We start from the raw sequence: 25,867 nt of genomic DNA, 5'->3' as shown, positions 1-25,867 counted from the left end.
GTTGGCCCGGTAGCTCAGTTGGTAGAGCAGCGGATTGAAAATCCGCGTGTCGTTGGTTCGATTCCGACCCAGGCCACCAGAATTTAGCCCCAGGAAAATCGCAAGATTCCTGGGGCTTTCTGTTTTTGGTGTCCCAATGGAGCGTCGGCGGGACCGGTTTGCGGCAGGCGGCGCTGTCAGCGGCAGGCGGCGGCGCATGATAAAATCGCGCCAGTTCAAGGACTTGCCACGTTCGACTGACAAGTCCTTTTTCGTTTCAGGCAGCCTGTGGTCTGGCATTTCGCGCCAATGACCGGCGGTCGATGCCTCCGGAACGTGCTGGATTGCGGGGTTGCGGTGAACGGCGTGAGCGTCCCGGATTGCGCGGCGCGCGCCACGCGCAAAAGAAAGCCAACGGGTGGCGATGAGCGGTATAAGCGCCAGCGACGCTGCGTGCGAAAGGCGCGGCCTATACTGCCTGAGACCGGCCCCATCGGGCGCCGGCTCGACATTGACCCAGCCTCGGCCATGCGTTGCCCTGCTGTTGCACACACCGCACAGCGCGACGCGGGCACTCATCAATCACGGAGTTTCACGGTGACCCGGACAGACGCTAAACGCAGCGCCCTCGTGCTCTTCTCCGGTGGTCAGGACTCGGCCACCTGCCTCGCATGGGCGCTCGAACGATACGAAACAGTCGAGACGCTCGGCTTCGATTACGGTCAGCGGCATCGCGTCGAACTGGAATGCCGCGAGGGGTTTCGCAGCGCGGTCGCGCGCGAATTTCCCGCGTGGAGCGAGCGGCTCGGCGACGATCACATGATTGATCTCGGCGTGCTCGGCGCGATCAGCGATACCGCGATGACGCGCGAGATCCAGATCGAAGCCGCCGCAAGTGGCCTGCCGAATACGTTCGTGCCCGGCCGCAATCTGATGTTCATGACGATCGCCGCGGCCATTGCGTATCGTCGCGGATTGCAGGTGCTGGTGGGCGGAATGTGCGAGACGGATTTTTCGGGCTATCCCGATTGCCGCGACGACACGATGAAAGCGCTGCAGGTCGCGCTGAATCTCGGCATGGACAGCCGTTTCCTGCTCGAAACACCGCTGATGTGGCTCGACAAGGCCGACACCTGGCGGCTCGCGCTGGAGCTGGGCGGCGAAGCGCTCGTCGAGCTGATCCGGGTCGAGACGCACACGTGCTATGTCGGCGAGCGCGCCGAACTGCACAAGTGGGGTTTCGGCTGCGGCGAATGTCCGGCGTGCAAATTGCGCAAGCGCGGCTATGAAGCGTATCTCGCCGGCGAGAAAGTGACGGAACCGGTTTAACCGCCGCGCAGCACAGGCAGTCAACACATTCAGGATATTCAGGCAGAAAGCAGCATGACGTACGCGGTCAAGGAAATCTTCTACACATTGCAGGGCGAGGGCGCGAATGCCGGGCGCCCGGCCGTGTTCTGCCGCTTCGCCGGCTGCAATCTGTGGTCGGGCCGCGAGGAAGATCGCGCCGACGCCGTGTGCCGCTTCTGCGATACGGATTTCGTCGGCACCGACGGTGAGAACGGCGGTAAATTCCGCGCGGCGGATGAACTGGTCGCGAAGATTGCGTCGCTGTGGCCGGAAGGCGAAGGGCAGCGCTTTGTCGTGTGTACCGGCGGTGAACCGATGCTGCAGATCGACCCGCCGTTCGTCGATGCGCTGCACGCCGCCGGCTTCGAAATCGCGATCGAAACCAACGGCTCGCTGCCCGTGCTGGACACCATCGACTGGATCTGCGTGAGCCCGAAAGCCGACGCGCCGCTCGTCGTCACGAAGGGCAACGAGCTGAAGGTCGTCGTTCCGCAGGACAACCAGCGCCTCGCCGACTACGCGAAGCTCGATTTTGACTATTTCCTCGTGCAGCCGATGGACGGTCCGTCGCGCGATATCAACACGAAGCTCGCGATCGACTGGTGCAAGCGCCATCCGCAATGGCGCCTGTCGATGCAAACCCACAAGTATCTGAACATTCCCTGATCCGCCGTGCTGACGATTACCCGAAAACTCGAATTCGATGCGGGCCACCGCATTCCCGATCACCGCAGCCAGTGCCGTAACCTGCACGGCCACCGGTATGTGCTCGAAATCACGCTGCAAGGCGATCTCGTCGATACGGAAGGTGCGCCGGATCGCGGCATGGTGATGGATTTCGCCGACGTGAAGTCGCTCGCGAACCAGCATCTCGTGGACCTGTGGGACCACGCGTTTCTCGTCTACGCAGGCGACACGCAGGTGCGCGGCTTCCTCGAAACGATGCCTGGCCACAAGACGGTCGTGCTCGACCGCATTCCGACCGTCGAAAATCTCGCCGCCGTCGCGTTCGATATTCTCGCGAACGTCTACGATGCGCATTACGGCGTGAACCTGCGGCTGCACAAGGTGCGGCTTTACGAAACGCCTAACTGCTGGGCTGACGTCGTTCGCGACTGAACGGGCGCGTTATTGTCACGGTATGATCGCGGCGTAACCAGCCGGAGCGAGACATGCCGTACACCACACCGACAAGCGGGCGCGACCGCCGCCGCGCCGACGTCAAATCCAGTGCTTCCCGCCGCCCCGCGCGTCGTGAGGGAGCACCGCGATGAGCACGTTCACCAATCCTCTCAAGCTACGCCTGAAAGAACCGGATCCGCTGTTCGGATTGTGGCTTTCGCTCGGCAGCGATTCCGCCGCCGAAGCGCTCGCGCACGCGGGCTTCGACTGGCTCCTGATCGACATGGAGCACTCGCCGAACGACAGCGTCGATGTCACCGGCCAGTTGCGCGCGATTGCTGCGGCGCATCTTCCGACTGAACCCGTCGTGCGTCTGCCGGCGAGCGAGGCGTGGCTCGTCAAACGCGTGCTCGACGCGGGCGCGCGCACGTTGATGTTTCCGAATATCGAAACGGCTGAAGAAGCGGCGCAGGCCGTGCGTCTGACGCAATACCCGGTTGCCGGCGGCGACGGCCTGCGTGGCGTCGCGGGCGCGGTGCGCGCGGCGGCGTACGGCATGCGGCGCGACTACGTGCAGAACGCGAATGCGCAGATCGCGACGATCGTGCAGATCGAGTCGGCGCACGCCGTCGACAATATCGAGCAGATCGCGGCCACGCCCGGTATCGACTGCCTGTTCATCGGACCAGCCGATCTCGCCGCGAGCCTCGGCCATCTCGGCGACTCGAAGCATCCGGAGGTCATCGCTGCCATCGCGCGTGTCACCGCGGTCGCGCATCGCACGAAGGTGGCGACGGGCATCTTCGCCATGGATGTCCTGAGTGCGCGGCAGTATCGCGCCGAAGGTTTCCGCTTTATCGCGCTCGCCGCGGACGTCATGTGGATGTTGCGTGCGACGCGCCAGGCGCTGCAGGAGGTGCGTTCATGATCCGCGTTTCATTGCCTGCATGGCTGGCACTCGCCGCGAGCGTTGCAGCACTCGCGACACCGATGCAGGCCCATGCGCAGACGGTCGTCTCGCCCAGGGCCGCGGAAGCCGAGACGCAGACGGCCGTCGCCGACTACAACGCGGGCAACTTCGGACCGGCGCTCGCTGAATTCCGCAAGGCTGCGCAGCACGGCAGCCGCCTCGCCGAATTCAACTACGCGATGATGCTGCTGAACGGCGAAGGTACCGCACCCGATGTCGACGAAGGCAAGAAGTGGTTGCGCAAGGCCGCCGACGCGAACATGTCGCACGCGCAGTATGTGTACGGAAAGATGTACGACGATGGCGAATTCGTCAGCCGCGATCCGTCGGAGGCGCACACATGGTTTTTGAAGGCGGCAAAGCAGGGACACGTGCAGGCCGAACTGGCCCTTGCAAACCAGTTCCTGGACGGTCGCGGTACCGCGCGCGACAACCAGCAGGCGTTCATCTGGTACAAGAAAGCGGCCGAAGGCGGCGATATGACCGCGCAGTACGTGACGGGCTCATTTTATGAGCGTGGGGGCGATGGCGTCGACCGTAACCTGAATGTCGCGCGGGCCTACTACGCGGCAGCCGCGGCGCAGGGCGATCCGGCGGCGCGCCTGAAATACCAGCAGCTCACCTCGCAGCTTCAGCAGGAACACGAGGCGAAACCGCAGTAGCGCGATTCGCGGCGGCCGGCATTCGCCAGCCGCCGCGTGCATCGCCTGTCAACGACAGATTAGCTCTTCATCAATCGTTTCTGTCGCGCGACGCTCATGATGAGCCCGGTCGCGATGCCGAGCGTAATCAACGCCGTTCCGCCGTAACTCATGAACGGCAACGGTACGCCGACAACCGGCAGAATTCCGCTCACCATTCCGATATTCACGAACGCGTAGGTGAAAAACGCCATCGTCAGGGAACCGGCGAGCAGCCGGCCAAACAGCGTCGCCCCGTTCGCCGCGATGTAGAGCCCGCGCGCGATCAGCAGCATGTAAAGCGTCAGTAGCACGATGCCGCCGGCGAGTCCGAATTCCTCCGAAAACACCGCGAAAATGAAGTCGGTGTGCTTTTCCGGGATGAATTCGAGGTGAGCCTGGGTGCCCTTCATCCAGCCCTTGCCGGTTGCGCCGCCGGAGCCGATCGCAATCACCGCCTGGATGGTGTGGAAGCCCTTGCCGAGCGGATCCGAGGTCGGATCGAGCAGTGTGCAGATACGGTGCTTCTGGTAATCGTGCATCAGCGGCCACGTGACTTCCGGCTGGCAGATCCTGTTCTGGAACACGGCGATCGAACCCACCGCGATCACGGCGGCAATCAGCACCGGCACGATCAGCTTGAAACTCAAACCCGCGAAGTAAATGACGAAGAGACCCGCGGCAAACACGAGCACGGCCGTGCCGAGGTCCGGCTGTTTCGCGATCAGTCCGACGGGAATCACGAGGATCAGCAGGCCGACCGCGTAGTCGAACCAGCGCATCACCCCTTCGCGCTTCTGGTAGTACCACGCGAGCATCATCGGCGTCGCGATCTTCATGATCTCGGACGGCTGGATCACCACGCCGACGTTGATCCAGCGCTTCGCGCCCTTGCGCGTCAGCCCGAACATCGCCACGGCAACCAGCAGCGCGATGCCAAATGTATAGAGCGGCAGCGCAAAGCGCATCAACGTGGTGGGCGGCACGGTGGCGAGCGCCCACATCAGGACGAACGTCAGCATGATGTTGCGTAGCTGGTCTTCGACCTTGCCGGGCATGTCGAGCGTCGCGCTATACAACGTCACGATGCCGACGCACAGCAACAGAAAAACGATCAGCGCCAGCGGCTTGTCGAAGCCGAGGAACATGCTCTTGAGGCGATCGAGCCAGGCGCGCTTGTCGAATTGCATGCCGCTTTCCTTTATTCGTCCATGCCGCCGGTGGCCGGCTGATTCGGCGATGCCGGCGCGATGCCGGTGTCGCGCGAGGGCGCGGCCGCCGTCGTCGGTGTTTCGCTGGCCGGGCGCGATGGATGCGGCGTCTTGCGGGCCGGTTTCACAGCGTCGGAAGCGGAAATTGCATCGGTCGCGGAAGCGCTTTTACGGGCGGCGCGTGCCGCCTTCGACGCCGATGCCGCCAGCGGCTTCGCCGCATCAGCCGCCGAAGATGCCGGCGACGCCCCGGAAGCCGCTCCCGCCGCATCGGGCTTCGGCTTCACCGGCGCGCCCGGAGGCGGCGGCAGCGGCGTATAGCCTGCCGCGACCCGGGTCGGCGTGGCGACATCCGGCGCTGGCGACGCCTCACCGATGACCGGTGCCGACGCGTCTTCCGTTGCCGACGCCGCCGCTTCGATGGCGGCCGCTTCCGCGCCTGGTTTCGCGCGGTCGACGAGGTAATAGTCGAGCACGCGACGCGCGATCGGCCCCGCCACCTGCGCGCCCCAGCCGCCGTTTTCGACGATCAGCGCCACTGCGATGCGCGGATGATCGGCCGGTGCGAACGCGATAAAGAGCGCGTGGTCGCGCAGATGCTCGGCGAGCGCGTGACCGTGGTATTTCGCGCCCTGCAGCGAGAACACCTGCGCCGTGCCGGTCTTGCCGGCCGCCAGATACGCCGCGTTGCGGAACACCTGATATGCCGTGCCCGACGGATTCGTCGTCACGTTTTCCATCCCGCGCTTGACGACGTCGATGTCCTGCTGCGCGACGTTGATGCGGCCATCGTCCTTCGGCACCGTCAGGCGCGTGGCGTGCGTGATCGGATTCTCGATCTCTTTCACGAGATGAGGCTTCATCAGCACGCCGTTGTTGGCGAGCGTCGCGGTGGCGTGCGCGAGTTGCAGGATCGTGAACGAGTTGTAGCCCTGGCCGATGCCGAGACTGATCGTTTCGCCTTCATACCAGCGCTGCTGTTCCGGCTTGCGATACGCCTTGCGCTTCCATTCGGTCGACGGCAGGATGCCGCGCGCCTCGCCGGAAATGTCGATGCCGGTGATCTGCCCGAAGCCCCACGGCTTCATGAAGTTGGCAATCGCGTTCACGCCCAGATCGTGCGCGAGCATGTAGAAATACGTGTCGTTCGACACCATGATCGCGCGGTTCATGTCGATCCAGCCCTGGCCTTGCGGCACGTCGTTGCGGAACGTGTGGCCGGCGAAGGTGTACGAACCCGGATCCTGGAAGCCCCAGCCCGGCGTGCGCTTGTGCAGGGTGAGCGCGGCGAGCGCCATGAACGGCTTGTACGTCGACCCCGGCGGATACGTGCCGTGTAATGGACGGTTCAGCAATGGGTGATCTGGCGAATTGTTCAGCTCGTCCCAGGTCTGCTGGTCGATGCCGTCGACGAACGAGTTCGGATCGAAACTCGGCGCCGACACGAATGCGAGCACGTCGCCCGTCGACGGCTCGATGGCGACGAGTGCGCCGCGCCGGCCCGCGAATGCCTGCTCCGCGACCTGCTGCAGGCCGATATCCAGCGACAGCACGAGGTTGTTGCCCGGCGTCGCCTGGGTACGCGACAGCGTGCGAACCGGACGGCCGCCGGCGGTCACTTCCACTTCCTCGAAACCCGTCAGGCCGTGCAGTTCGGTCTCGTAACTCTGCTCGACGCCGATCTTGCCGATGTAGTCCGTGCCCTTGTAGTTGTTGGCGTCGAGACGCGGATCGTAGTGGTCGGAATCCGTGTCGTTCTGGTCGCTGACGTCGTCGATGCGTTCCTGGTCGCGCTGCGAAATCCGCCCGATATAGCCGATCACGTGCGCCGCCGTCGGACCCAGCGGATATTGACGGAACAGGCGCGCGCGCACTTCGACGCCCGGAAAACGGAAACGTTGCGCGGTGAAACGCGCGACTTCCTCGTCGGTGAGACGCGTGCGGATCGGCAGGCTCTCGAAGTTCTTTGAGTCTTCCTGCAGCTTCTTGAAGCGGCGACGGTCGCGCGCATCGATCGGGATGACCGTCGAGAGGTTGTCGATGACGTTTTCCAGCGAGTCGTTCAGCTTCGACGGGGTGATTTCGAGCGTGTAGGCCGAGTAGTTCTTCGCCAGCACGATGCCGTTACGGTCGGTGATGATGCCGCGGTTCGGCACGATCGGCGCGACGGAAATACGGTTTTCGTCGGCTTGCAGTGAATATTTGCTGTAGTGCCAAACCTGCAGGAACAGGAAACGAAAACCGATCAGCCCGAAGCAGATGAACACGAACACACCCGCTGCGGCGACCCGCAGGCGGAACTTCGAAAGTTGCTGTTGTGTGTCGTTGAATTCGGTCATGCGCGTGTGGAATGGGCCGACGGGCGGCCGTCAGGAAAAGCGTGCCCGCGGGCAATGGCGGGCGGAAAATCTAAACGTGGCGCGTCCGGCCGGCGGGATGAATACGTGTTCAATCGGGCTCCCGGCGCGCGGTGCGACCTAGATGGGCCGGGTATCGTCCGGATCGGCGGGGCGGCGCTGCGGCATCAACAACAATACGCTTGCGATGGGCCAAAGTGCAGCTTCGACGAAGCCGTCGATCAGATAACCCCATCCGGGGAATGCGGCGCCCGTCAAAAGACGGATCACGAACGGCACGATCTGCGCGCCGACCAGCAGCGGCATGACCGCGAACGCCTGAATGCCGATCGACATCCACAGCACGCGGCGGTGAATCGTGATCGCGCCATACGACAGCACGGTATAGGCGAGCGCGTGTTCGCCGAGCAGGCTCGCGTTATGCACGTCCATCAACAGGCCGAGGAAAAACGCGATGCCCATGCCGACCTTGCGCGGCTGGTGGACGTTCCAGAACAGCAGCACCAGCGCGACGAAGTCGGGCACGCCGATCATCCGTCCCCACGGCATCAGGTTCAGCAGGAAGGCGGCGGCGAGACTGAACGCGATGAAGTACGGATTGACCGGCTGCAGAATGTATTGCGGGCGGTTCATGGCTTCGTCCCCTGCACACTCTTTTCGGCCTTTTCGGTTTTTTCGCCTGTCCTGGCGCCGGCGGTTGCCGCTGGCTGCGCGGCCCGTGCGTTTTTCCCGGCGGCCCGAGTGGCGGGTTTTTCAGCCGGCTTTTCCGTAGCTTTGTCCGCGCTCTTTTCACCGGTTTTTTCCGGTGCTTTCGCCGCGCCCGCGCTCTTTTCCGTGGCCTTGTCGGTCGGTTTTGCGTTGCGCTTCGCCTTCGCTTCTTTTGCGGCGGCGACGGGATCAGGTTCCGGAGGGCGTGGCGGAACGTCGTTCACGTAATGCAGCACGAGCAACTGACGCGCTCCGCGCACCTGTGCGACCGGTACGCAGACCACGCGGGCGAACGCGGTGTCCGCCTGCTTGTCGACGCGCACCACCTTCGCAACCGGCAGACCCGGCGGATACACGCCGTCGAGGCCGCTTGTGACGAGTTCGTCGCCGGCCAGCACGTCGGCGCTGATCGGCACGAAGCGCAGATCGAGCGAATCGCCCTTCGGCGTGCCGTAGATCACGCTGCGCAGGCCCGTGCGCACGATCTGGACGGGCACGGCCTGATCCTTGTCGGTGAGCAGCGTGACTTCCGACTGCAGCGGGAACACGCGCGTGACCTGTCCGATGACGCCGTCTTCGTTGACGACCGGCGAACCGTCTTTCACGCCCTGCTGCGAGCCGCGCCCGATCACGACCTTCTGCGTGAACGGATCGCGCGTGTCGTACTGGATTTCGGCCGGCGTGGATTGCGTGGTGCTGCGTTGCGACAGTTCGAGCAGCGCGCGCAGATGGCTGTTTTCAGCGCCGAGTTCGGCGGCCAGGTTGGCCTGTTGCGACAACTGGAGGTTTTTCGCGCGCAGCCTGTCGTTCTCGCTGCGCAGCGTGGTGCTGCTCACGGCGAGGTCGGCTGCGCCCATGAACAGGTCGCGCGGCACGAGCGCCGCGCGTTGCAACGGATAAAGGCCCGCACCGAGGACGCCGCGAACGATCTCAAGGGTTCGGAAGCGTGCGTCGGAGATCAGCAAGGCGAGCGCCAGCACGACGAAGAAGATCAGCCGTGCGAGTGCCGACGGGCCTTGCCTGAACAGGGGCGGCGGACTGTATTCCATGGTCGGCGCCGGGGGCGTGAGCGTGTTGGGTGAGACTGCGGCGCGTCAGATCGGCGCCTGGCGGGCGGCGACGGCAGCTGGCAACGCCAGCCGTTGGGTCCGCGCCGCTTTCATCAATTTAGACCCGCTTACTCGTAGGAAAAGATGCTGCCGAGCTTGTCCATGCGCTCGAGCGCCATACCCGAGCCGCGCACGACGCACGTCAGCGGGTCTTCGGCGACGAGCACCGGCAAGCCGGTTTCTTCCGCGAGCAGACGGTCGAGATCGCGCAGCAGCGCGCCACCGCCCGTCAGCATCATGCCGCGTTCGGCGATGTCGGCGCCGAGTTCCGGCGGCGTCTGTTCCAGCGCGATCTTCACCGACGACACGATCTGGTTCAGCGGATCGGTGAGGGCTTCCAGGATCTCGTTGCTTGAAATCGTGAAGCTGCGCGGAATCCCTTCCGACAGGTTGCGGCCCTTCACTTCCATTTCCTTGACTTCGGAACCCGGGAACGCGGAGCCGATTTCCTTCTTGATGGCTTCGGCCGTTTGCTCGCCGATCAGCATGCCGTAGTTGCGGCGGATGTAGTTGACGATGGCTTCGTCGAACTTGTCGCCACCGACGCGCACCGAACCCTTGTACACGATGCCGCCGAGCGAGATCACGCCGACTTCCGTCGTGCCGCCGCCGATGTCGACGACCATCGAGCCGGTGGCTTCCGACACCGGCAGGCCGGCGCCGATTGCCGCGGCCATCGGTTCTTCGATGAGGTAGACCTGCGAGGCGCCCGCGCCGTGCGCGGCTTCCTTGATCGCGCGGCGCTCGACCTGGGTCGAGCCGCACGGCACGCAGATGATGATGCGCGGCGACGGCGAGAACATGCGCGATTCGTGGGCGGTCTTGATGAACTGCTTGATCATCTGCTCGGTGACGGTGAAGTCGGCGATCACGCCGTCCTTCATTGGCCGGATCGCCTCGATGTTGCCCGGTACCTTGCCGAGCATCTGCTTGGCTTCCTTGCCGACCGCCTGAATTGTTTTCTTGCCGTTCGGACCGCCTTCCTGGCGGATCGACACCACGGAGGGTTCATCGAGAACGATGCCTTTGCCGCGCATATAGATGAGCGTATTGGCAGTACCGAGGTCAATGGCCAGATCGTTGGAAAAGTAGCTGCGCAAAAAACCGAACATTCAAAAATCCTGTCTCGCTGGGGGCCGGGCCTCGCATCGTACGCGCAGGACGGCAGCGGAAAAAATAACAGCTTCAGGTCGGGCGGGAACATGCCACAGAAGCCTGAAACTGCGAGGGGAATCTACCGGAGACCGAAACAAGGCCATACGGTTCACTGGAAAATGTCCGGTAAGGCCTTGGTAAGTCAGACCGGGTTTGGGTCGAACGCGTAATGATACCTTATAATTTTGGATGTTTTGGAGGAAACGGACGGTACTTTTCGCCGTCGCCAGGCCCTTTTCGAGGGCGCGCTCCAATGTCGTAACTCTCTGTCGCAGCACTCTTTTTCCGCACTGCGCCAGTCCACGTCTCTTTCCGGTGACCGCATGGCTCTGACCCTGACCGATGTGAAACGCATCGCACACCTCGCGCGGCTCGAATTGCCCGATGCCGACGCGGAGCAAACGCTTGCCCAGCTCAACGATTTTTTCGGCCTCGTCGAGCAGATGCAGGCCGTCGACACCACCGGCATCGCGCCGCTCGCGCACCCGATCGAGCAGATCGAGGACGTCGCGCTGCGCCTGCGCGACGACGCCGCCACCGAGGTCGTGCGCCGCGACGAATTCCAGCGCCCGGCTCCGGCCGTGCAGGAAGGGCTGTATCTGGTGCCGAAGGTTCTCGAATAGGCGCTGGCCGTGCGCCCGCGTGAGGCGGGCACCCATGGCACGGCAGGCCGGCGGGCAGCCGGACGCCTTCACGACAGCGCAACGCGCTGCCGCGCTTTCCAGGAATAAACGCAATGCATGAAAAAAGTTTGATCGAACTGCGCGCCGCGCTCGATGCGAAGGAATGCTCCGCCGTCGAACTCGCGCAGACGTATCTGCAACGCATCGAAGCCGCGAAGAGCCTGAACGCGTTCATCCAGGTCGATGCCGATCTGACACTGGCGCAGGCCAAAGCCGCCGACGCGCGTCTCGCCGCGGGCAACGCAGGTCCGCTGACGGGCCTGCCCATCGCGCACAAGGACGTGTTCGTGACGCGTGGCTGGCGCTCGACCGCCGGCTCGAAGATGCTCGAGAACTACCAAAGCCCGTTCGATGCGACCGTCGTCGACCGGCTGGCGCGCGCGGGCATGGTGTGCGTCGGCAAGACGAACATGGACGAATTCGCGATGGGTTCGTCGAACGAAAACTCGCACTTCGGCCCCGTGCAGAACCCGTGGGACCGCAAGGCCGTGCCGGGCGGCTCGTCGGGCGGCTCAGCCGCGGCGGTCGCAGCGCGCCTCGCGCCCGCCGCGACGGGTACGGATACCGGCGGCTCGATCCGCCAGCCGGCGTCGTTCACGGGCATCACCGGCATCAAGCCGACGTACGGCCGCGTGTCGCGTTACGGGATGATCGCTTTTGCGTCGTCGCTGGATCAGGGCGGTCCGTTCGCGCAGACCGCGGCCGACTGCGCGACGCTGCTTACCGCAATGGGCGGCTTCGACGAGCGCGATTCCACCAGCCTCACGCGCGACGACGAAGACTACACGCGCTATCTCGGCAGCACGTGGGCCGCAGACGCAGGCGCAGCCAGGCCGCTCGCCGGCCTGCGTATCGGCCTGCCGAAGGAATATTTCGGCGCGGGTCTCGCCGATGACGTCCGCGCGTCGATCGACGCCGCGCTGAAGCAGTACGAAGCACTGGGCGCGACGCTCGTCGACGTGTCGCTGCCGAAAACCGAGCTGTCGATTCCCGTGTACTACGTGATCGCGCCGGCGGAAGCGTCGTCGAACCTGTCGCGTTTCGATGGCGTGCGTTACGGCCATCGCGCGGCGCAGTATCGCGACCTGCTCGACATGTACAAGAAGTCGCGCGCCGAAGGGTTCGGTCCGGAAGTGAAGCGCCGCATTCTGGTCGGCACGTACGTGCTGTCGCACGGTTACTACGACGCGTACTACCTGCAGGCCCAGAAGATCCGCCGCATCATCGCGCAGGACTTCCAGGAAGCGTTCAAACAGTGCGACGTGATCATGGGCCCGGTGTCGCCGTCGGTCGCGTGGGATCTCGGCGCGAAGGGCGACGATCCGGTGCAGATGTACCTCGCGGACATCTACACGCTGTCGGTGAGCCTCGCGGGGCTGCCCGGCATGAGCGTGCCGTGCGGTTTCGGCACGGGCGCGAATGCAGCGCGTCCGGTCGGTCTGCAGATCATCGGCAACTATTTCAGCGAAGCCCGCATGTTGCAGATCGCCGACGCGTTCCAGCGCGCGACCGGCTGGCATCGTCAAACCCCGGCAGGAGTGTGAATCCATGACCACGCAATGGGAAGTCGTTATCGGTCTTGAGACGCACGCGCAGTTGTCGACCGTCTCGAAGATTTTTTCTGCCGCATCCACGCAGTTCGGCGCCGCGCCGAACACGCAGGCCGCACCCGTCGATCTTGCGCTGCCGGGCACGCTGCCGGTGATGAACCGCGGCGCCGTCGAGCGCGCGATCCAGTTCGGTCTCGCGATTGGCGCGACGGTCGCGCCGCGCAGCATCTTCGCGCGCAAGAATTATTTCTATCCCGATCTGCCGAAGGGCTATCAGATCAGCCAGTACGAAATTCCGGTCGTGCAGGGCGGACAGATCACGATCCAGGTGCCCGCGAATGAAAAAGCAGGCAAGCCGGCGTATGAAAAAACCGTCAACCTGACGCGCGCCCACCTCGAGGAAGACGCGGGCAAGTCGCTGCACGAAGATTTTGCCGGCATGACGGGCATCGATCTGAATCGTGCCGGCACGCCGCTGCTCGAAATCGTCACCGAGCCGGAAATGCGCAGCGCCGCCGAAGCGGTCGCATACGCGAAAACGCTGCACACGCTCGTCGTGTGGCTGGGCATCTGCGACGGCAACATGCAGGAAGGCTCGTTCCGTTGCGACGCGAACGTGTCGGTGCGTCCGGTCGGTCAGGAGAAGTTCGGCACGCGCGCCGAGATCAAGAACCTGAACTCGTTCCGCTTCCTCGAAGAAGCGATCCAGTACGAAGTGCGCCGCCAGATCGAGCTGATCGAAGACGGCGGCACGGTGGTGCAGGAAACGCGTCTGTACGATCCGGACAAGCGCGAAACGCGTTCGATGCGCAGCAAGGAAGACGCGCACGATTACCGCTATTTCCCCGACCCCGACCTGATGCCGCTGATGATCGACGCAGCGTGGATCGAGCGTGTGAAGCGCACCCTGCCGGAGTTGCCGGAAGCAATCCAGGCGCGCTTTGTCGAGCAATACGGTCTCACGCCGTATGACGCCGGTGTGCTGACGTCGAGCAAGGCGAGCGCCGCGTACTACGAGGCGCTCGTCGCGAAACTCGGCGCGGCGCAGGCGAAGGTCGCGGCGAACTGGCTGAACGGCGAAGTGTCGTCGCAGCTGAACCGCGAAGGGCTCGACATCGCACAAAGCCCTGTTTCGGCCGCGCAGCTTGCGCTGCTGCTGCAACGCATCGCCGACGGCACGATTTCCAACAAGATCGCGAAGGAAATCTTCCTCGCGATCTGGGAAGAAAAAGCCACCGACGAAGCCGCCGCGGATCGCATCATCGAAGCAAAGGGCCTCAAGCAGATTTCGGACGTTGGCGCGCTCGAAGCGATCATCGACGAAGTCCTCGCCGCGAACGCGAAGTCGGTTGAGGAATTCCGCGCCGGTAAGGAAAAGGCGTTCAACGCGCTGATCGGTCAGGCGATGAAAGCCACGAAGGGCAAGGCCAATCCGCAACAGGTCAACGATCTGCTGAAGAAGAAGCTGGGCTGATCTGAAGTAAAGGTGTCGCGGGGGCGTTTCATGCAGTCGGGAAACGCCGCCGGTCATGACGGGCTGTTGCCGGACGAAGGTTGAGGCAGCGGCCCGTTTCCTTTTGTCGACGCCCAATCGACGTCGTCAGCAAAGAGATCCACATGGCAAAAAAACCTGAGCTGGATGATTTTCGCGTTCCGTTCTTCGACGATAAAGGCAAGCCGGCGAAGTTCTCGCCTGGCGAGTTCGATCCCGGCGCGAAGCCCTTTTCGAGCGGCACGAAAGAAGGCGACCGCGAGCGTCTCGCGGTAATCGGCGCGCTGCTCGACGGCCTGCAGGAGCGTTTGCACGCGCAGCGCGTTCGACGCGTCCTGCTCGTGCTGCAGGGCATGGACACGAGTGGCAAGGACGGCACCATCCGCGCGGTTTTTCGCGAGGTCGATCCGCTTGGGCTGCGCATCGTGCCGTTCAAGGCGCCGACGCCCGTCGAAGCGGCGCATGATTTTCTGTGGCGCGTCCACGCGCAGGCGCCGGCTGCCGGCGAGCTGACGATCTTCAACCGCAGCCATTACGAAGACGTACTGGTGCCCGCGGTGCTTGGCGACATCGACGCCGACGAATGCGCGCGCCGCTATCGACACATCCGCGAATTCGAAGCGCTGCTTGCCGACAGCGGCACGACCCTCATCAAATGCATGCTGCACATTTCGAAGGACGAGCAGAAGAAGCGCCTGCAGGCGCGCATCGACGATCCGACGAAGCACTGGAAATTCGATGTCGCCGATCTCGATGCACGCAAGTTGTGGGACAAATACCAGAACGCCTATCAGGACGCGCTCGCCGCGACCTCGACTGACTACGCGCCGTGGTACGTGATTCCGGCCGATTCGAAGACGCACCGCAACCTGATGATCGCCGAGCTGCTGTTGCGCGCGTTCGAAGGATTGAAGCTTGAGTTTCCGCCGGCCAAAGACTCGCTGAAGGGCCTGAAAATCGAATGACGCCAGTTTTAGCCGGCGTGCTGCCAACCATCAAACAAAAGGAAACGACATGTTGCGTGTGATTACCGCCAATCTCAACGGCATCCGCTCGGCGGCCAAAAAAGGTTTCTTCGACTGGTTCCGCGACCAGAACGCCGATGTGCTCTGCGTGCAGGAAATCAAGTGCTCGCAGGACGACATGACGCCTGAATTTCTCGCGCCGCACGGCTACACGGGCTACTTCCAGCACGCGGTGAAAAAGGGCTACAGCGGCGCGGGCGTGTACACGCGCGTCGAACCGGACGAAGTCGTGATCGGTTTCGGCAGCGAAGAGTTCGACGCCGAAGGGCGTTATGTCGAAGTGCGTTTCGGCAATCTGTCGGTGATTTCTGTGTATGTGCCGTCGGGGTCGAGCGGCGAGGAGCGGCAACTGGCGAAATACCGCTTCATGGACGTGTTCATGCCGCACCTCGACGCATTGCGCCAGGAGCGCGAAGTGATCGTGTGCGGCGACGTGAACATCGTGCACAAGGAAATCGACATCAAGAACTGGAAGGGCAACCAGAAGAATTCAGGCTGCCTGCCGGAGGAGCGCGCGTGGCTCACGAAGCTGTTCGACGAAGTGGGCTACGTCGACGTGTTTCGCACGCTCGATCCGCGCCCGGAGCAGTACACGTGGTGGAGCAATCGCGGTCAGGCGTATGCGAAGAACGTGGGGTGGCGGATCGACTATCAGATCGCGACGCCGGGCATTGCCGGCCGGGCGAAGCGCACGGAGGTGTTCCGCGACATCAAGTTCAGCGACCACGCGCCGCTGACTGTCGATTACGATCGTCCGGCCTGACGTATCGGGAGGCGGTAACGCGTTTTATTCGGTCGCGAATTTGTGCTTCGGGCGGCCGATGCCGGCGTAATCCGGCAATGCGTCGACTGTTTTGCCGATCGCCTTCGCGTAGAGCGGCAGCATGTCGGGCAGGCGTTTCATGATGTCGGCGCGCCGCGCCGGCGTATACGGATGCACGTAGATGAAGCCCTGCTCGCGGTTTTTGCGCGTTGCTGCCGCGAGCTTGTCCCATAGTGTGATGGCGGCGCGCGGATCGAAACCCGCGCGTGACGCGATGTCGCTGCCGATCACGTCGGCCTCGGTTTCGTCCGTGCTCTCGTATTTCATTTCGAGCAGTTGCGTGCCGATGCCAAGCGGCGCTTCACCAAGATCGGCCAGGCCGAAGAGCTGCGGGATCGGCCCGGAACTGAGTTGCGCGGCCTGCTGTTCGCCGAGCCGCTCGCGCGCGTGTTCGCGCAGTGCGTGCGCGATTTCGTGGCCGAGCAGCATGCCAAGCTCGTTGTCGTTCAGGCGCACGCGGTCCAGCAGGCCGCCATACACCACCACCTTGCCGCCCGGCAGACAGTACATCCGGATATCCGGTGACTTCACGACCGCGACATCCCACTTCCAGTTTTTCGCGCGCTCGTTCCACTTCAGCGAGAACGGAATCAGTTGATCCATGGTCGTGCGCACGCGTTTGACGCGAGCGTCCGTCGCGGGATAGAGCTTGTTGGCGTGGCTGGCGCCGCGCGCGATTTCGTCGAATTCGGCCGACGCCTGCGATTCGAGCATCGCCGACGGAATCAGATTGCGGAACACCGCCGGGCTGCCGCCGAAACGGATCGACTGGCTCGGGCCGTATACGCTTTGGTGACTGGAGGGGGCCGTAGCGCCCGGCGCTGAAGCGCTGGAAGCGCCGGTTGCAGCGGAAGCGCCCGAAACCGGCGTCGTGGCCACGGCTGCCCTTGACGCGGGCGCGCTGGCCGCGTCCGCTGCGCTGACGGTTGCGTTGGCGGGCGCATCGGCGGCGAGCGCCTGATGCGCCGGAAACAGCGTCAGACCCGCGCTCACGCAGACGCCCACGCGCGCCGCGAATGCGGTGCGTCGGAACATCGTGAGCAGCGGGGCGGACGCGATCACGACTGCGTTCTCCAGGGAGCGATCCGGAACAAAAGTAACATGCCGGGCACGGCGAGCGCCGTACACACGATGAAGTACGTGAACCAGCCGATCTCGGCGACCACATAACCGCTGGCCGCCGAAGCCAGCGTGCGCGGCACCGAGGCGAGGCTCGTGAAGAGCGCGAACTGGGTGGCGGTATAGCGTGGATCGGTAGTGCTGGCGATATACGCGGTGAAGGCCGCCAGCGTCAGGCCGGTCGCGAAGGTTTCGAAGCCATAGACGAGCGCGAGCGCGACCAGACGCGGATCGAGCTGGACGGTCCAGTCGATGCCGACCCACGACAACAGCTTCGTTGTGCCCTGACCCGTCGTCACGGCGAAATCGTAGATCGCGGCCAGCGCGTGCGACGCGGGGCCAAGCTGCGCAAGCCACGCAAAGCCGAGCGTCGACACCATCTGCAGCAGGCCGAAGATCCACAGGCCGCGGCCGATGCCGATCTTCATCAGCCACACGCCGCCGACAATGCCACCCGCCAGGCTCGCGCCGAACGCGGTCGTCTTCGCGATCACGCCGATCTGCGTGCGCGAAAAGCCGATATCGAGGAAGAACGACGTGGACAGCGTGGTCGCCATGACGTCGCCGAGCTTGTACAGGAAGATGAAGCCGAGCACGAACAGCGCGCCTTTCCAGCCATCACGCAGGATGAATTCGCGAAATGGCAGCACGATCGCGTCGCGCAGGTTCTTCGGCGGCGCGCCGTGTACTTCGGGCTCGCTGACGAGCAGGGCCATTACCATCCCCGGCAGCATGAACGCCGCGGTGACGATAAAGACGGTGGTCCACGGCAGATGGTCCGACAGGATCAGCGCTAGCGAACCCGGCACCAGCGCCGCGATCTTGTATGCGTTCACGTGGACGGCGTTGCCGAGACCCTGCTGCGTATCAGTCAACAGTTCGCGCCGGTAGGCGTCGATCGCGATGTCCTGGCTCGCGCCGAAGAACGCGACCAGCGCGGTCAGCGCGGCAACCGTCCAGATCGAGTCGCGCGGCGACACGAAGCCGAGCATCGCGATCGCGCCCGCGACGAGAATCTGCGTGACGAGCATCCAGCCGCGCCGCCTGCCCGGGCGCCAGCCCGGCAGATGCGGCAGATAACGGTCCATCAGCGGCGCCCAGACGAATTTCCACGTGTACGGAAACTGGATCAGCGCGAAGAGGCCGATTTCCTTCAGGTTGACGCCTTCGGAGCGCAACCAGGCCTGGACAAGATAGACGAGCGTGAAAAGCGGCAACCCCGACGTAAAGCCGAGGAAGACGCATATCAGCATGTGTCGGTTGAAAAACGCACGCCAGCCGGGGTGGTCTTCGTGAGCGGAAAGTGCAGGCGCCTCGTGTGGCGGGTTCGACATGTGGATAGTCTGCGTTAGCTTTTCTTGACCCGATAGACCGCAAGACTACCACGCCAGTTCTCGCCCCAACGGACCGCCTGGCCGCCGTGCAGCACCACGCGGTCGAGGATTTCGATGCCGGCTTCCGGCGCGAGCGCCTCGAAATCCTTGATCGTCAGGACGCGCACGTTCGGCGTGTTGTGCCACTGGAACGGCAGCGATTTCGAAACGGGCATCCGACCCTGCAACACCGAGAGCCGGTGCGACCAGTAGCCGAAGTTCGGAAACGACACGATGCATTCCTTCCCGACGCGTACCGTCTCGCGCAGGATCGCGGCGGTCTGGTGAATCGTCTGGAGCGTCTGCGACAGGATCGCGAAATCGAAACTGCCGTCCTCGAACAGGCGCAGGCCGTCCTCCAGATTCTGCTGGATCACGTTGATGCCGTTTTTCGCCGATGCGAGCACACCGGCGTCGTTGATCTCGATGCCGTAACCGGAAACGTCCAGTTCTTCGGTCAGCAGCGACAGCAGCGAGCCGTCGCCGCAGCCGAGATCGAGCACCGTCGAGCGCGGCTCGACCCAGCGGGCGATCGCGCGGAAGTCGGGCCGTGTCGCAAGATAATCGAGCGCGCGCTGGTTCATGCGTTCACCTCGGTGGCAATGCGTTCGTAGTAGGCGCGCATCAGGTTGTGATAGCGGGCGTCGTCGAGCAGGAAGGCGTCGTGCCCGTGCGGCGCGTCGATTTCGGCGTACGTCACCGTGCGTTTGTGATCGAGCAGCGCCTTGACCAGTTCGCGCGAACGCGCGGGCGCGAAACGCCAGTCCGTCGAGAAACTCGCGATCAGGTATTTCGCCGTGGTGTGCGCGAGCGCGGCGGTCAGGTCGCCATCGAACGCTTTCGCCGGATCGAAGTAGTCGAGCGCGCGCGTGATCAGCAGATACGTGTTCGCGTCGAAGTAGTCGGCGAATTTGTCGCCCTGATACCGCAGATACGACTCCACTTCGAACTCGACGTCGAAATTGAAGTTGTAGGCGTCGTGCGCGCCTTCGGCCCGGCGCAACGCACGGCCGAACCTGGCGGCCATGTCGTCGTCGGAGAGATACGTGATGTGGCCGATCATCCGCGCGACCCGCAGGCCACGCTTCGGCTTCACGTTGTGCGCGTAATAGTTGCCGCCGTGGAAGTCCGGGTCCGACAGGATCGCCGAGCGCGCCACTTCGTTGAACGCGATGTTCTGCGCGGAGAGCTTCGGCGTCGATGCCACCACGATGCAGTGCGCGACACGCTCCGGGTACATCATGCTCCACGCCAGCGCCTGCATGCCGCCGAGGCTGCCGCCCATCACGGCTGCAAAGCGCTCGATGCCGAAGATGTCGGCGAGGCGCGCCTGCGCGTTCACCCAGTCCTCGACGGTGACGACCGGAAAACTCGCGCCGTATGGCTGCTGCGTCGACGGATCGATGCTCATCGGGCCCGTCGAGCCGAAACACGAGCCGAGATTGTTCACGCCGATCACGAAGAAGCGGTTCGTATCGAGCGGCTTGCCTGGGCCGACCATGTTGTCCCACCAGCCGACGTCCTTCGGATCATCCGCGTAGACGCCCGCGACGTGATGCGACGCGTTGAGCGCGTGACAGACGAGCACCGCGTTGCTGCGCGCGGCGTTGAGCGTGCCGTAGGTTTCGACGATCAGGTCGTAACCGGCGAGCGAGCTGCCGTTCTGCATGAGCAGCGGCTCGGGGAAATGCATTTTCTGGGGAGCGACGATGCCGATCGATTCCATTCATTCCGCCTTTTAACGACTCTGGGCGGCTAGATGGTGTCGGCGATGCGCGAAAAGACGATATGCGCGGCTGACGACCTCTTTAGCCGCATTTGTAGTGAACCGCGGGAACCCTCCCGGCAGTTCGCGCGCCCGCAATCGAGTCAGCAAATCGGCGCGTCATTCATCCTGCATGTTCCGGTGGCCGCTATGGCAGCGAATACCGCAATCAGGCGCAAATTATAGCGGAAAGTTCTGGAGTAGCGGCGCGCGCCGTCCTGTCGACTTCCCGAACCGGGAATGCCGCTACGTTACTGGATTACTGGAGGATGAGTAGCAACTGCGCTTCGGCGTGTTCGCCGGGTGCGCGCGAAAAGCCGCTGCGGGCAAAGCGGTGCCAGCGTCCGATGATGTAGCTCACCAGCAGGCTTGCGCGAACGGCGGGATCGTAGTCCGCCGGCAGTGGCACGGCGGCGCTGTCGGCCTGCGTGTTGACATCCATCAATCCGAGCCGCAGGCATTGCTTCAGCGACGCCTCGACGCGCTCCAGCATCTGGTTCACGCGTTCCGCCAGCCGTTCATGTTCGCCGACGAGCGCTTCGCCTGTCAGCACGCGCGTCATGCCGGGGTTCCTGGCGGCGAAGTTGAGCAGCATGAGCGCGATCGAGCGCGCCTGAAGCACGCCGTTTGGCTCTTTCGATACGATCTGGTTGATGAGCCCAAAAATGGATTGCTCGATGAACTCGATCAGCCCTTCGAACATCTGTGCCTTGCTGGCGAAATGCCGGTAAAGCGCCGCTTCCGAGACGCCGAGCCGCGCGGCGAGCGCCGCCGTGGTGATTTTTTCGCTCTTGGGCGCCTCCAGCATGGCGGCGAGCGTCTGGAGGATGTGGACGCGCCGCTCGCCGGGTTTCAGGCGCGGCGCGCGGGTGCCGCTGGCGTCGTGATGTTCGTCGTCTACCGGCGGGTCAGGTCTGTCAGTCGGCTGCATGGATGTCGCCTTTTCAGTCGCCCCGAGCGGATGCCCGATCGCAATGATTTTAACGAACGAATCGACCAGTCGACATAGTGGGGACGGCCAGTGCCCGGCAGACGCGCCGGCACGCCCTCCACGCGGCGCTGCGCCGGCAGATGGCCGGTGATCCACACCGTGCGGATGCCGAGTCGCCGGTAGTTTTTCAGATGGCTGCGCGTGTCTTCGACGAGGATGGCGTCCGCGAGACTGACGTGCGCGTCGCGCATGGCACGACGCAGCATCGACGGATCGGGCTTCGCGCGCCAGGCGCGCCGGTCGCGCATGTGCTCGATGGCGATCACCCGCTCGAACAGTGGCGCGATGCGCAGCTCGTCGAGGACCGCGCGCGCGTACTTTTCGGGCGCGTTGGTCAGCACGATCTTGCGGCCCGGCAGCGCCTCGATGAGACGCGCGAGGCCGCGCTCGGCGCGCAGCATCGCGGGCAGATCAGGGAACGTGTGCACGACCTTGAGAAAGTGGTGCGGATCGACTGGATGATGGCGCGCAAGGCCCAGCAGCGTTGCGCCGTAACGCTGCGTGTAGCCGGTGCGCAGACGGTTCGCCTCGTCGCGCTCGACCTGCAGGGCGTCGATGATGTACTGCGTCATCGCCAGGTTGATCGCCGGGAAGATCGCGTGCGATGCGTGATGCAGCGTGTTGTCGAGATCGAAGAGCCACACGGGCGTGCCGCCTCCGATATGCGGCCGACGGCGTTTAGGACGGGAGGGACGCATCATGCTGGCAGTGGAAACGGGAGAGGCCATGCAGGAGTCCGGTTTGAAGGCCTGTTCGAACGCCGGGCAGCAGGCCATGAATCAGGCCTGAAAGCGCCGGATGCAGCGTGAAATACAGTGGGCCTGAACGCCGGCTGGTGGAGCATCGCGCTGCCACCGCACAAGGGCGGCGGGCTGCGTGGCACGATACGCGCATGGCTGCGCGCACCGTGTTTCATGATGCGCTCAATGCGAGCGGATCATGGTGCCGAACGGCTGTTCGGTCAGGATTTCGAGCAGCACCGAATGCTCGATGCGGCCGTCGATAATATGCACCGAGCGCACACCGCTCTTTGCCGCATCGAGTGCCGACGAGATTTTCGGCAACATGCCGCCCGAGATCGTTCCGTCCGCGAACAGACCATCGATTTCCCGTGCCGACAGATCGGTCAGCAGGTTGCCCGCCTTGTCCATCACGCCGGGGATGTTGGTCATCATGACGAGCTTCTCGGCGTTCAGCACGACCGCCAGCTTGCCTGCGACCAGATCCGCGTTGATGTTGTACGACAGCCCGTCTTCACCGAAGCCGATCGGCGAGATCACCGGAATGAACGCGTCGTCCTGCAACGCTTTCACGACCGCCGGGTTGATTGCCTCGACTTCGCCGACCTGGCCGATATCGACGTACTGGCCCGGATTCTCGCGGTCGGGCATCAGCATCTTGCGTGCGTGAATGAGGCCGCCATCCTTGCCCGTCAAGCCCACCGCATGACCGCCGAAGTGGTTGATCAGCGTGACGATGTCCTGCTGCACTTCGCCGCCGAGCACCCATTCGACGACTTCCATCGTCTCTTCGTCGGTGACGCGCATGCCCTGGATGAACGTGCCCTGCTTGCCGATTTTCTTCAGCGCCTGATCGATCTGCGGGCCGCCGCCGTGCACGATCACCGGGTTGATGCCGACCAGCTTCAGCAGAATGACGTCGCGCGCGAAGCCCTGCTTCAGGCGCTCTTCGGTCATGGCATTGCCGCCGTATTTGATCACCACGGTCTTGCCGTGATACTGGCGGATATAGGGCAGCGCCTCGGCCAGAATTTCGGCTTTCAGGGTGGGCGCAATCTGCGAAAGGTCTGGGATCTCGGACATGGCGGCAGAGTCAGGCAGGGCAGTTGAAACAAGGGCGAATTGTACAGGAGTGGCGCGCTGCAACAGGGTTTTCGAAGCGCGCCGGAGCGGTGCGCGGGGCGCTTTTCGTGCAGTGCGCAACATGGCGTCGCCGCGCGGCGGGATAACACCTGCCCGGCGCGGCATGAGATGGATTCTCCCGCGCCCCGGCGAGGCCGAAAAGCTGGCCGAACGGCCGGTTACTGGCGCATGCAGGACGTGGCATTATTCCTGTGATTCCCCAACAGATTCATCATTTCGCCATGAACGCGTCAGATTCTTCTTCGCAGGATGTGGTGAGCGTGCGCTGTCCGCGCTGCGGCCATGCGTTCGACTGCGGCGCGCGGGCGAAAGACGTCGCATGCTGGTGCCGCGCGATGCTGGCGTTGCCAGCGGAGCGACTCGCGGCGGGAAGCGGGTGTCTGTGCCCCGAATGCCTTGCCACTGAAATCGCAAGCACCCAGCAAAGCGGCGCGCCGGGTGCCCCGGGCCGCTGACTGACGGGTAAACTGGCGGCATGCACCGCATAACCACCACCGGCAGGGTCAACCTCGGGCATCTTTTCTGGCTGCGAAGCTTCGCCATCATTGGGCAGCTTGGCACGATCGCGGTTGTCCAGTTCATGTTCGGCGTCCATCTGCCGCTCCCCGCGATGCTGCTCGTGATCGCGCTCGAAGTCGTGTTCAACGGCTTGACGTGGATTCGCGTGGCGCGCGAGAAGCCTGAGTCCAATCTCGAGCTGTTCGGCCAGATCTGGGTTGATCTGGGCGCCCTGTCGGCGCTGCTGTTCCTGTCGGGCGGCACGACCAATCCGTTCGTGTCGCTGTATCTGCCCTCGCTGGCGATTGCCGCGGCCGTGCTGCCCTGGTATCTGATGGCGTGGCTCGCCGCGTTCGCGGCTGCCTGTTACGCCGTGCTCGGCTTCGATTCCGTGCCGCTCAACCTCGACAATCCGGCGAACCTCTTCGACTACTACCGCGCCGGCATGTGGGTGAACTTCATGGTGAGCGTCGGCCTGATCGCGTGGTTCGTGGCGCGGATGTCGCGCGCCCTGCGGCTGCGCGAAGCCGCGCTGGGCGAGGCCCAGCAGCGCTTGCTGCGCGATGAGCGTGCCGTGGCGCTCGGCGTGCAGGCCGCCACCGTCGCGCACGAAATCGGCACGCCGCTCTCCACGATCGCGATGCTTGCCGAAGAACTGCGCGACGCGGCGCGTACCGACCAGGGTCTCGCGCCGTATTCGGCGGATATCTCCCTGCTCGAACAGCAGATGGCGTTGTGCACGTCGGCGCTCGCGCGGCTGCGCAGTCGCGCCTCGTCGCCGGGTAGCCGGCTGACGGTGGGCGAATGGCTCGCATCGTTCGTCGAGCAATGGCGGCTGCGGCATCCGCATGTCAAATTCGAACGCCCGGGAACGCCGCCCGACCACGTCAGCCTTGACGATACGGTCGCAGTCGGCCAGATTCTCACGATCCTGCTGGATAATGCGGCGCGCGCGAGCCGCGATCACGTCACGCTGACCGCCCGGCTGACGGCGCGCGGCGATACGATCGAGTTCGAAGTGTGCGACGCCGGCCCGGGTATTCCGCCGACGCTGCGTCATTCGCTCGGCACGATGCCGGTCGACAGCACGCAGGGCGGTCACGGCGTCGGCCTTTATCTGGCGTTTTCCGCCGCGACGCGCCTGGGTGGTTCGATCGAATTAAGCGATATCAACGAAACGAAGCCGCGCGGCACGCGCGCTACGCTGCGACTGCCGGTGGCAGGCCACGGGCAGTCCGGCGCATGGAAACCCGGTACCGCGCAGACGGCCGCTGGCCAGACGGATGCGAACCGGAACGGTTCGGCACCTGACAATACGGAGAAACAGGCATGAGCGACATGAATTTTCTGGTCATCGACGATGACGAAGTGTTCTCCGGCATCCTCGCGCGGGGCCTCACGCGACGCGGCTTCACGGTCGCCGAGGCGCACAACGCAGCCGAGGCGATCAGGCTCGCGAACCAGCAGAAGTTCGGGCAGATCACGGTCGACCTGCATCTGGGCAACGATTCCGGCCTGAACCTGGTCGCGCCGTTGCGCGAATTGCAGCCGGACGCACGCATGCTCGTGCTGACGGGCTACGCAAGTATCGCGACGGCCGTGCAGGCGGTGAAGGATGGCGCCGACAACTATCTGGCAAAGCCCGCCAACGTCGAATCGATTCTTTCCGCGCTACAAAGCGAAGCGAGCGCGCTGCAGGCCGAAGAGGCGATCGACCACCCGGCGCCGCTTTCCGTGGCGCGGCTCGAATGGGAGCATATCCAGCGCGTGCTGGCGGAAAACGGCAACAACATTTCGGCGACGGCGCGTGCGCTGAACATGCATCGCCGCACGCTGCAGCGCAAGCTGGCGAAACGGCCGGTGCGGCAGTGAGTTGCGCGCCGTGAATGCATGGCACTGGTGGAAAAACGGGCGGCCTTCGAAAAGGCCGTCCGTTTTACTTGTGCGCCCAGCATGGGCGCACTCTTGTGGGTGCAAGTCCCACCGTAAGTTGATCACAGCGAGCGAAGCGAAGCGCAACTGCG

25 protein-coding genes and 1 tRNA gene are annotated in these 25,867 nt (G+C 64.0%); 14 read left to right on the top strand and 12 right to left on the bottom strand.

Annotated elements, in window-relative coordinates; all coding sequences use genetic code 11:
* Window positions 1-3: 3 nt before the first annotated feature.
* From LPA37_RS19340 to LPA37_RS19315, 6 genes are all read left to right on the top strand, one after another.
* Window positions 4-79: transfer RNA gene (locus LPA37_RS19340), tRNA-Phe, on the top strand.
* A gap of 497 nt (window positions 80-576) precedes the next feature.
* Window positions 577-1,308 (top strand): 7-cyano-7-deazaguanine synthase QueC, encoded by a 732-nt coding sequence (gene queC, locus LPA37_RS19335; RefSeq protein ID WP_228980057.1) that lies wholly within the window; start codon window positions 577-579, stop codon window positions 1,306-1,308.
* A 54-nt stretch (window positions 1,309-1,362) separates the two neighbouring features.
* A complete protein-coding gene (queE, locus tag LPA37_RS19330) occupies window positions 1,363-1,995 on the top strand; it encodes a 7-carboxy-7-deazaguanine synthase (RefSeq protein ID WP_228980059.1) in 633 nt (210 codons plus the stop codon).
* Between the two features lie 9 nt (window positions 1,996-2,004).
* Window positions 2,005-2,448, top strand: a complete 444-nt coding sequence (queD, locus tag LPA37_RS19325; protein ID WP_228980228.1) for a 6-carboxytetrahydropterin synthase QueD — start codon at window positions 2,005-2,007, stop codon at window positions 2,446-2,448.
* Window positions 2,449-2,599: 151 nt separating this feature from the next.
* The gene (locus tag LPA37_RS19320) at window positions 2,600-3,379 is read left to right on the top strand and encodes an HpcH/HpaI aldolase family protein (protein ID WP_229013368.1); all 780 of its coding nucleotides are present in this window, start codon (window positions 2,600-2,602) and stop codon (window positions 3,377-3,379) included.
* A complete protein-coding gene (locus LPA37_RS19315) occupies window positions 3,376-4,083 on the top strand; it encodes a tetratricopeptide repeat protein (protein ID WP_407672572.1) in 708 nt (235 codons plus the stop codon). The genes LPA37_RS19320 and LPA37_RS19315 overlap by 4 nt, the downstream gene beginning before the upstream one ends.
* A 59-nt stretch (window positions 4,084-4,142) precedes the next feature.
* Here LPA37_RS19315 and rodA read toward each other — a convergent pair whose 3' ends face one another.
* From rodA to LPA37_RS19290, 5 genes are all read right to left on the bottom strand, one after another.
* Window positions 4,143-5,291, bottom strand: coding sequence for a rod shape-determining protein RodA (gene rodA, locus LPA37_RS19310; RefSeq protein WP_228980063.1), 1,149 nt, complete (start codon window positions 5,289-5,291; stop codon window positions 4,143-4,145).
* Between the two features lie 11 nt (window positions 5,292-5,302).
* A complete protein-coding gene (mrdA, locus tag LPA37_RS19305; RefSeq protein WP_229013367.1) occupies window positions 5,303-7,651 on the bottom strand; it encodes a penicillin-binding protein 2 in 2,349 nt (782 codons plus the stop codon).
* Between the two features lie 138 nt (window positions 7,652-7,789).
* Entirely contained in the window at window positions 7,790-8,302 is a 513-nt protein-coding gene (mreD, locus tag LPA37_RS19300; RefSeq protein WP_228980067.1) for a rod shape-determining protein MreD, read from the bottom strand.
* Window positions 8,299-9,426, bottom strand: a complete 1,128-nt coding sequence (mreC, locus tag LPA37_RS19295) for a rod shape-determining protein MreC (protein ID WP_229013366.1) — start codon at window positions 9,424-9,426, stop codon at window positions 8,299-8,301. The genes mreD and mreC overlap by 4 nt, the downstream gene beginning before the upstream one ends.
* Before the next feature lie 128 nt (window positions 9,427-9,554).
* On the bottom strand, window positions 9,555-10,598 hold the full coding sequence (locus LPA37_RS19290) for a rod shape-determining protein (RefSeq protein ID WP_004189550.1): 1,044 nt from the start codon (window positions 10,596-10,598) through the stop codon (window positions 9,555-9,557).
* Between the two features lie 366 nt (window positions 10,599-10,964).
* Between LPA37_RS19290 and gatC the strand changes: the two genes are divergently transcribed.
* From gatC to LPA37_RS19265, 5 genes are all read left to right on the top strand, one after another.
* Window positions 10,965-11,264: an Asp-tRNA(Asn)/Glu-tRNA(Gln) amidotransferase subunit GatC gene (gatC, locus tag LPA37_RS19285; RefSeq protein WP_229013365.1), complete on the top strand. Its 300-nt coding sequence runs from the start codon at window positions 10,965-10,967 to the stop codon at window positions 11,262-11,264.
* Window positions 11,265-11,377: 113 nt separating this feature from the next.
* A complete protein-coding gene (gene gatA, locus LPA37_RS19280) occupies window positions 11,378-12,868 on the top strand; it encodes an Asp-tRNA(Asn)/Glu-tRNA(Gln) amidotransferase subunit GatA (RefSeq protein WP_228980075.1) in 1,491 nt (496 codons plus the stop codon).
* Between the two features lie 4 nt (window positions 12,869-12,872).
* Window positions 12,873-14,348, top strand: coding sequence for an Asp-tRNA(Asn)/Glu-tRNA(Gln) amidotransferase subunit GatB (gene gatB, locus LPA37_RS19275; RefSeq protein WP_228980077.1), 1,476 nt, complete (start codon window positions 12,873-12,875; stop codon window positions 14,346-14,348).
* Between the two features lie 143 nt (window positions 14,349-14,491).
* Complete coding sequence (locus LPA37_RS19270) at window positions 14,492-15,331, top strand: PPK2 family polyphosphate kinase (RefSeq protein ID WP_228980080.1); 840 nt, start codon at window positions 14,492-14,494, stop codon at window positions 15,329-15,331.
* 49 nt (window positions 15,332-15,380) lie between these two features.
* The gene (locus LPA37_RS19265) at window positions 15,381-16,154 is read left to right on the top strand and encodes an exodeoxyribonuclease III (RefSeq protein WP_228980081.1); all 774 of its coding nucleotides are present in this window, start codon (window positions 15,381-15,383) and stop codon (window positions 16,152-16,154) included.
* A gap of 24 nt (window positions 16,155-16,178) precedes the next feature.
* Here LPA37_RS19265 and LPA37_RS19260 read toward each other — a convergent pair whose 3' ends face one another.
* The 7 genes from LPA37_RS19260 to argB form a co-directional block, all read right to left on the bottom strand.
* Window positions 16,179-17,276 (bottom strand): M48 family metallopeptidase, encoded by a 1,098-nt coding sequence (locus LPA37_RS19260; protein ID WP_228980083.1) that lies wholly within the window; start codon window positions 17,274-17,276, stop codon window positions 16,179-16,181.
* Window positions 17,273-18,667, bottom strand: coding sequence for an AmpG family muropeptide MFS transporter (locus tag LPA37_RS19255; RefSeq protein ID WP_228980085.1), 1,395 nt, complete (start codon window positions 18,665-18,667; stop codon window positions 17,273-17,275). Before LPA37_RS19255 ends, LPA37_RS19260 begins: the two co-directional genes overlap by 4 nt.
* Before the next feature lie 14 nt (window positions 18,668-18,681).
* The gene (metW, locus tag LPA37_RS19250; RefSeq protein ID WP_228980087.1) at window positions 18,682-19,290 is read right to left on the bottom strand and encodes a methionine biosynthesis protein MetW; all 609 of its coding nucleotides are present in this window, start codon (window positions 19,288-19,290) and stop codon (window positions 18,682-18,684) included.
* The gene (metX, locus tag LPA37_RS19245) at window positions 19,287-20,432 is read right to left on the bottom strand and encodes a homoserine O-succinyltransferase MetX (RefSeq protein ID WP_228980089.1); all 1,146 of its coding nucleotides are present in this window, start codon (window positions 20,430-20,432) and stop codon (window positions 19,287-19,289) included. Before metX ends, metW begins: the two co-directional genes overlap by 4 nt.
* A gap of 298 nt (window positions 20,433-20,730) precedes the next feature.
* Window positions 20,731-21,402, bottom strand: coding sequence for a nucleoid occlusion factor SlmA (slmA, locus tag LPA37_RS19240; protein ID WP_229013364.1), 672 nt, complete (start codon window positions 21,400-21,402; stop codon window positions 20,731-20,733).
* Window positions 21,369-22,160: a pyrimidine 5'-nucleotidase gene (locus tag LPA37_RS19235; RefSeq protein ID WP_229013403.1), complete on the bottom strand. Its 792-nt coding sequence runs from the start codon at window positions 22,158-22,160 to the stop codon at window positions 21,369-21,371. The genes slmA and LPA37_RS19235 overlap by 34 nt, the downstream gene beginning before the upstream one ends.
* 225 nt (window positions 22,161-22,385) lie before the next feature.
* Window positions 22,386-23,285: an acetylglutamate kinase gene (gene argB / locus LPA37_RS19230; protein ID WP_228980093.1), complete on the bottom strand. Its 900-nt coding sequence runs from the start codon at window positions 23,283-23,285 to the stop codon at window positions 22,386-22,388.
* 281 nt (window positions 23,286-23,566) lie between these two features.
* On the opposite strand from argB, the gene LPA37_RS19225 reads away from it, so the two are divergent.
* From LPA37_RS19225 to LPA37_RS19215, 3 genes are read left to right on the top strand one after another with little or no spacing between them, the layout of a single operon-like run.
* Window positions 23,567-23,800: a cysteine-rich CWC family protein gene (locus tag LPA37_RS19225; RefSeq protein ID WP_228980096.1), complete on the top strand. Its 234-nt coding sequence runs from the start codon at window positions 23,567-23,569 to the stop codon at window positions 23,798-23,800.
* Window positions 23,801-23,820: 20 nt separating this feature from the next.
* A complete protein-coding gene (locus LPA37_RS19220) occupies window positions 23,821-25,176 on the top strand; it encodes an ATP-binding protein (RefSeq protein ID WP_228980098.1) in 1,356 nt (451 codons plus the stop codon).
* Window positions 25,173-25,715: a response regulator transcription factor gene (locus LPA37_RS19215; RefSeq protein WP_228980100.1), complete on the top strand. Its 543-nt coding sequence runs from the start codon at window positions 25,173-25,175 to the stop codon at window positions 25,713-25,715. The genes LPA37_RS19220 and LPA37_RS19215 overlap by 4 nt, the downstream gene beginning before the upstream one ends.
* Window positions 25,716-25,867 lie beyond the last annotated feature (152 nt).

Source organism: Paraburkholderia gardini (assembly GCF_907164545.1).
GTDB lineage: Bacteria > Pseudomonadota > Gammaproteobacteria > Burkholderiales > Burkholderiaceae > Paraburkholderia > Paraburkholderia gardini.
This window is presented reverse-complemented; position numbering and strand designations above follow the sequence as displayed.

What these genes read in the sequence shown, in the direction of transcription:
- LPA37_RS19235 (WP_229013403.1), bottom strand. Translation starts at nt 22,160, where the DNA reads ATGCGTCCCTCCCGTCCTAAACGCCGTCGGCCGCATATCGGAGGCGGC.
- gatB (WP_228980077.1), top strand. Translation starts at nt 12,873, where the DNA reads ATGACCACGCAATGGGAAGTCGTTATCGGTCTTGAGACGCACGCGCAG.
- LPA37_RS19220 (WP_228980098.1), top strand. Translation starts at nt 23,821, where the DNA reads ATGCACCGCATAACCACCACCGGCAGGGTCAACCTCGGGCATCTTTTC.
- gatA (WP_228980075.1), top strand. Translation starts at nt 11,378, where the DNA reads ATGCATGAAAAAAGTTTGATCGAACTGCGCGCCGCGCTCGATGCGAAG.
- mreC (WP_229013366.1), bottom strand. Translation starts at nt 9,426, where the DNA reads ATGGAATACAGTCCGCCGCCCCTGTTCAGGCAAGGCCCGTCGGCACTC.
- LPA37_RS19215 (WP_228980100.1), top strand. Translation starts at nt 25,173, where the DNA reads ATGAGCGACATGAATTTTCTGGTCATCGACGATGACGAAGTGTTCTCC.
- LPA37_RS19320 (WP_229013368.1), top strand. Translation starts at nt 2,600, where the DNA reads ATGAGCACGTTCACCAATCCTCTCAAGCTACGCCTGAAAGAACCGGAT.
- LPA37_RS19265 (WP_228980081.1), top strand. Translation starts at nt 15,381, where the DNA reads ATGTTGCGTGTGATTACCGCCAATCTCAACGGCATCCGCTCGGCGGCC.
- argB (WP_228980093.1), bottom strand. Translation starts at nt 23,285, where the DNA reads ATGTCCGAGATCCCAGACCTTTCGCAGATTGCGCCCACCCTGAAAGCC.
- metX (WP_228980089.1), bottom strand. Translation starts at nt 20,432, where the DNA reads ATGGAATCGATCGGCATCGTCGCTCCCCAGAAAATGCATTTCCCCGAG.
- rodA (WP_228980063.1), bottom strand. Translation starts at nt 5,291, where the DNA reads ATGCAATTCGACAAGCGCGCCTGGCTCGATCGCCTCAAGAGCATGTTC.
- LPA37_RS19270 (WP_228980080.1), top strand. Translation starts at nt 14,492, where the DNA reads ATGGCAAAAAAACCTGAGCTGGATGATTTTCGCGTTCCGTTCTTCGAC.
- LPA37_RS19315 (WP_407672572.1), top strand. Translation starts at nt 3,376, where the DNA reads ATGATCCGCGTTTCATTGCCTGCATGGCTGGCACTCGCCGCGAGCGTT.
- queE (WP_228980059.1), top strand. Translation starts at nt 1,363, where the DNA reads ATGACGTACGCGGTCAAGGAAATCTTCTACACATTGCAGGGCGAGGGC.
- metW (WP_228980087.1), bottom strand. Translation starts at nt 19,290, where the DNA reads ATGAACCAGCGCGCGCTCGATTATCTTGCGACACGGCCCGACTTCCGC.
- LPA37_RS19290 (WP_004189550.1), bottom strand. Translation starts at nt 10,598, where the DNA reads ATGTTCGGTTTTTTGCGCAGCTACTTTTCCAACGATCTGGCCATTGAC.
- LPA37_RS19255 (WP_228980085.1), bottom strand. Translation starts at nt 18,667, where the DNA reads ATGTCGAACCCGCCACACGAGGCGCCTGCACTTTCCGCTCACGAAGAC.
- gatC (WP_229013365.1), top strand. Translation starts at nt 10,965, where the DNA reads ATGGCTCTGACCCTGACCGATGTGAAACGCATCGCACACCTCGCGCGG.
- LPA37_RS19225 (WP_228980096.1), top strand. Translation starts at nt 23,567, where the DNA reads ATGAACGCGTCAGATTCTTCTTCGCAGGATGTGGTGAGCGTGCGCTGT.
- slmA (WP_229013364.1), bottom strand. Translation starts at nt 21,402, where the DNA reads ATGCAGCCGACTGACAGACCTGACCCGCCGGTAGACGACGAACATCAC.
- mreD (WP_228980067.1), bottom strand. Translation starts at nt 8,302, where the DNA reads ATGAACCGCCCGCAATACATTCTGCAGCCGGTCAATCCGTACTTCATC.
- mrdA (WP_229013367.1), bottom strand. Translation starts at nt 7,651, where the DNA reads ATGACCGAATTCAACGACACACAACAGCAACTTTCGAAGTTCCGCCTG.